Here is a 4345-nt window from a genome sequence, read left to right on the forward strand (position 1 = left end):
TGCAATTTCAGTTATCAGTCATCAGTTATCAGTTATCAGTGCAGTATCTTATTCATTTCCCATAAATGTTCTAAAATTATATTATTCTGAGGAATGCCTTGGTCTATTAAATCTTGAGTAATTCCCTGTTCTATACCATCATATTCAACATAGACTTTTCCCTCTCCTAAAGTAATATAAATAATATTTCCTCTAACTCGCTTGCCTCTGTTCCATCCTACTTGCATCAGAGCATAGCGATCGCGTCAGCGGAACGGAGTTCTATCGCTTTGTTCATCAAAAACAGTATCTAATCTAATATTTCCATGAGAAGGACATAATTTAGCATATTTCCCAATTACTTGTTTGACGATTTCTCTATAGGTCTTTGGGGTATCCATTGTAAAACCTCGACTTTTTCTAAATCTACAACCAACAATTTCATGGGCAAATTATTCATTACTAAAGTATTGGTTTGTAGTAGGGCTTTAGCCCGATATAGCAAAGTGGGCTGAAGCTCTACTACTAGCCTAATTATAACAACCGGACATAATATAATGTTCTTGGATATTATCAAGCGACTTGCAATTCTAATCAGTAATAAGGTGCGTTACGCGGGAATAACATTAACTCGAACTAAGTATAATTTATCTACCCGCTAACGCACCCTACTGGACTGACACACCTAATTTTGTGCAAAATTGTAGGGTGTGTTTCCGCTAAGAGCGGACATGAAAAGACGGCTTAAATTCAGATTATGAGAGGGATTCAGCAATCCGTCGTAACGCACCATTTTAGCTGTGTCGGTCTACTACAGAAACTATCTATTAACTACCAGCTACTACTTCCACAGGTTGACTCTTTTGCGGATGTATTTTCTCTACATCACTTTGCAAAGCTGCATACAACCGATTTAAAGCGTTTACATAAGCCTCAGCAGATGCCACAATAATATCTGTATTGGCAGAATGACCAGAATAAACTCGCCCCTCATGGCGCAAGCGAATAGTCACTTCTCCAATGGCATCAATACCAGCAGTTACCGACTGGACAGTAAACTCAATTAAATCATTCGGTACATTCACTACTCGGTTAATTGCCTTGTACACAGCATCCACAGGACCAGTACCAATGGCAGCATCAGTCAATTCTTCTCCATCAGGAGTACGAATACTAACTGTCGCCGTAGGACGAGAGCGATCGCCACAGGAAACCTGCACAAACTCCAAGCGGAACAGTTCGGGTGGTTGTCGAACCTCGCTATTAACAATCGATTCTAAATCCCAATCTGTGATTTCTTTCTTTTTGTCTGCCAAATCTTTGAATTTGATGAACGCTTTATTAATTTCTTCGTCTGAGAGTTCAAACCCAAGTTCTTGCAAGCGAGTTTGGAAAGCATGACGACCGGAAAGTTTGCCCAAGACTATCTGGTTATCTGTCAACCCGATAGACTGAGCATCCATAATTTCATAAGTCAGTTTATTTTTAAGTACCCCATCTTGGTGAATACCTGACTCGTGAGCAAAAGCATTAGCACCAACAATAGCTTTGTTTGGTTGCACAAACATTCCAGTCAAATTAGAAACCAGACGAGATGTTTTGTAAATGTGCTGCGTATTAATATTAGTCAGTGGTGCTTCTGACTCCGGTGGGCGACCCAAAAATGGATTGAAATATTGTCGCCGAACGTGCAACCCCATAACCAACTCTTCCAAAGCAGCATTACCAGCACGTTCACCAATACCATTAATAGTACATTCTAACTGACGAGCGCCATTTTTCACTGCTTCCAGGAAGTTAGCAACTGCCAAACCGAGGTCGTTGTGACCGTGAACTGAAATAATAGCTTGGTCAATATTCGGTACATTTTCCTTAATACCCCGGATGAGTGCCCCAAATTCAGCAGGAGTCGTATAACCTACAGTGTCAGGAATATTAACAGTAGTAGCTCCAGCAGCGATCGCCAATTCTAATACTTGATAAAGAAATTCTGGGTCGGAGCGACCTGCATCTTCCGGAGAAAATTCTACATCATCTACAAAGGTTTTGGCATAGGCCACCATTTCTGGAGCAATCTCTAATACTTCTGCTCTAGTTTTCTTAAGTTTGTAGGCCAAGTGAATATCGGAAGTGGCAATAAAAGTATGAATACGTCCTTTTGCTGCTGGTTTAAGCGCTTTACCTGCTGCCTCAATATCTGCACGGGTTGTTCTTGCCAAACCGCAGATAGTTGGGCCATTTTCTACACCTACTGTCTCAGCAATTTTTTGTACTGCCTCAAAATCTCCTGGACTAGAGTATGGGAAACCAGCTTCAATTACATCTACTCCGAGGCGAGATAGTTGTCGAGCAATGGTTAATTTTTCATCTATATTAAGAGCTGCACCAGGAGATTGTTCTCCATCCCGGAGGGTAGTATCAAAAATAATAATTCGGTCTTGACTGGTGGTCATTGTTTTTTTCCTTGTAGTTTAGAGCAATTAGCCTACAACTTTTTTATATCTTAAATTTTCAGCATTTAGCTGTTAGCTATCAGTCATTAGCAAGCTTGTCCATAGAAGTCAGAATTTAGTGTAGTGGACTGTTTCAGCTAAAACTGTGCATTAGGGAGTAGGGGAGTAGGGGAGTAGGGTAGGGACGTTGCATAAGGGCGTCCGTACGGGAGAAAGATTGTTGTTTGGTTTCGTCCCTCAACCCAACCTACATCTATTGCATCATTTAAGATGAAACAGTCTAGTAGTAGACTGACACAGCTAAAACTGTGCATTAGATTTTTTCGCGCCTCACCCCATCACCCTATTTCCCCATCACCCCATCCGCCATTTTCTAATGCACCATTTAAGGTGTGTCAGTCCAGTAGTTATTGATAGATTGAGCAATAATGACCGGGGTACAAAATACCTATCTAAGAAACTGTTTGTAAACTCATAAAAGCCTCTATCCTATAAGGATATAGACTTTTGAACCTCCTTTCCTTAGCAGGGAAGGCGTTAGGACAGTTAGGTTTGTGCGGATTCATCCGTTTCATACAGCACTTTCCCAACAGCTTCTAAAATCTATCACCATTGAAAAATGGTAAAAGCTGAATGTAAGCTAGATAAATGCTGACCTTGAATTTTCCCTTAAAGGGTAGTTAATATAGCTAGAATTAAACATAAATTGGTCTAATTTTTTCTAGTCTTCTAGAAGATATCTAAGTCTGGAAATAAATTTAGGTTTTTTCCTTATTCCTTATTCCTTATTCATTAATATTCTGCTTTTTCTATTTGGTCACGAATATTATTTAAGTCTACATATTGGTCTGTAGCATTGCGCAATTCTCTAGCAATCATTCCTTCTGTTGATACAACTGTAATATGAGTATTTTTAGACCGCAATAATTCAATAGCTCTTTCAAAATCTCCATCTCCACTAAACAAAACTACTTCATCATATTGGTCTACTGTATTAAACATATCTACAACAATTTCAATATCTAAGTTAGCTTTTTGAGAATAGCGACCCGAAACATCATCATAATATTCTTTCAATATTTTAGTGCGTACTGTATAACCCAAACTAATTAAAGCATCTCGGAATCCTCTTTGATCTTGCGGGTCTTTTAAACCTGTATACCAAAAAGCATTTATTAATTTTACTTCTGGTTTGTTAAAGTATTCTAATACTCTTCTCGGGTCAAAAAACCAACCATTTTTTTGTTGAGCGTAAACATATTGTTACCGTCAACAAATATAGAAAGACGGTTCATGGAATTTTTCATAGAAACTTAAGTTTAATATTGGTTTTAGATAATTCAGGCTAAATCCATTACTCTAGCAATATTTTTATCATTAATGTAAGTCTATTGAGTCTCTGAAAACTTAGATTATTTCTTGCATATTTCATATTTAAACTGCCAAAAATTACCCTTATATTATAAACAAATAATATTTTTCTCTACCCATAATTTTAATGAACTTAGCAGTTCAGTATTCTAGATTTCAGGCTTTTTTCGGTACAATATATTCCTTTTGATGCCTGTTAAATTTATTGATCTCCTGCTACACTTCCATACAAGACCTTAACTTTTAATCAAGGCCATAAGTTAATATTTGATTAATCTAATATCTAAAATTTAGCCAAATCAAAAATAATTGACTTAATAAAAGCTATGTATGCAAAATTATGAATATAGAAAATTTTGGGCAGTATAAAATTACAGCCCTTGTTGTAAAAAAATTACACAGATAAAAACTTACACCCTGATAAATTGCTGGGGAGTTATATCTAAGCCTTCTTACTTTCAATCGCCCAACGAGCTAACTCTGTCCGATTATGCAGACCCGTTTTACCAAGCATATTGCTCACATGACTCTCAATCGTTCTT

General features: G+C 37.6%; 3 protein-coding genes and 2 pseudogenes. All 5 read right to left on the reverse strand.

What is annotated here, in order from left to right; all coding sequences use genetic code 11:
* Positions 1 to 35 precede the first annotated feature (35 nt).
* Positions 36 to 233: pseudogene (locus AFK68_RS41300) on the reverse strand (element excision factor XisI family protein); the annotation flags it as partial.
* Between the two features lie 12 nt (positions 234 to 245).
* Complete coding sequence (locus tag AFK68_RS41305; protein ID WP_246844073.1) at positions 246 to 380, reverse strand: element excision factor XisI family protein; 135 nt, start codon at positions 378 to 380, stop codon at positions 246 to 248.
* 426 nt (positions 381 to 806) lie between these two features.
* Positions 807 to 2432: a 2-isopropylmalate synthase gene (locus AFK68_RS08355; RefSeq protein WP_094672336.1), complete on the reverse strand. Its 1626-nt coding sequence runs from the start codon at positions 2430 to 2432 to the stop codon at positions 807 to 809.
* 792 nt (positions 2433 to 3224) lie between these two features.
* A pseudogene (locus AFK68_RS08360) lies at positions 3225 to 3739 on the reverse strand (NYN domain-containing protein).
* 506 nt (positions 3740 to 4245) lie between these two features.
* On the reverse strand, positions 4246 to 4345 hold a 100-nt coding region (locus tag AFK68_RS08365; protein WP_143437686.1), incomplete at its 5' end, for a LuxR C-terminal-related transcriptional regulator.

Source organism: Hydrocoleum sp. CS-953 (assembly GCF_002260545.1).
Taxonomy (GTDB): Bacteria; Cyanobacteriota; Cyanobacteriia; order Cyanobacteriales; family Microcoleaceae; genus Trichodesmium.

What these genes read in the sequence shown, in the direction of transcription:
- AFK68_RS08355 (WP_094672336.1), bottom strand. Translation starts at nt 2,432, where the DNA reads ATGACCACCAGTCAAGACCGAATTATTATTTTTGATACTACCCTCCGG.
- AFK68_RS41305 (WP_246844073.1), bottom strand. Translation starts at nt 380, where the DNA reads ATGGATACCCCAAAGACCTATAGAGAAATCGTCAAACAAGTAATTGGG.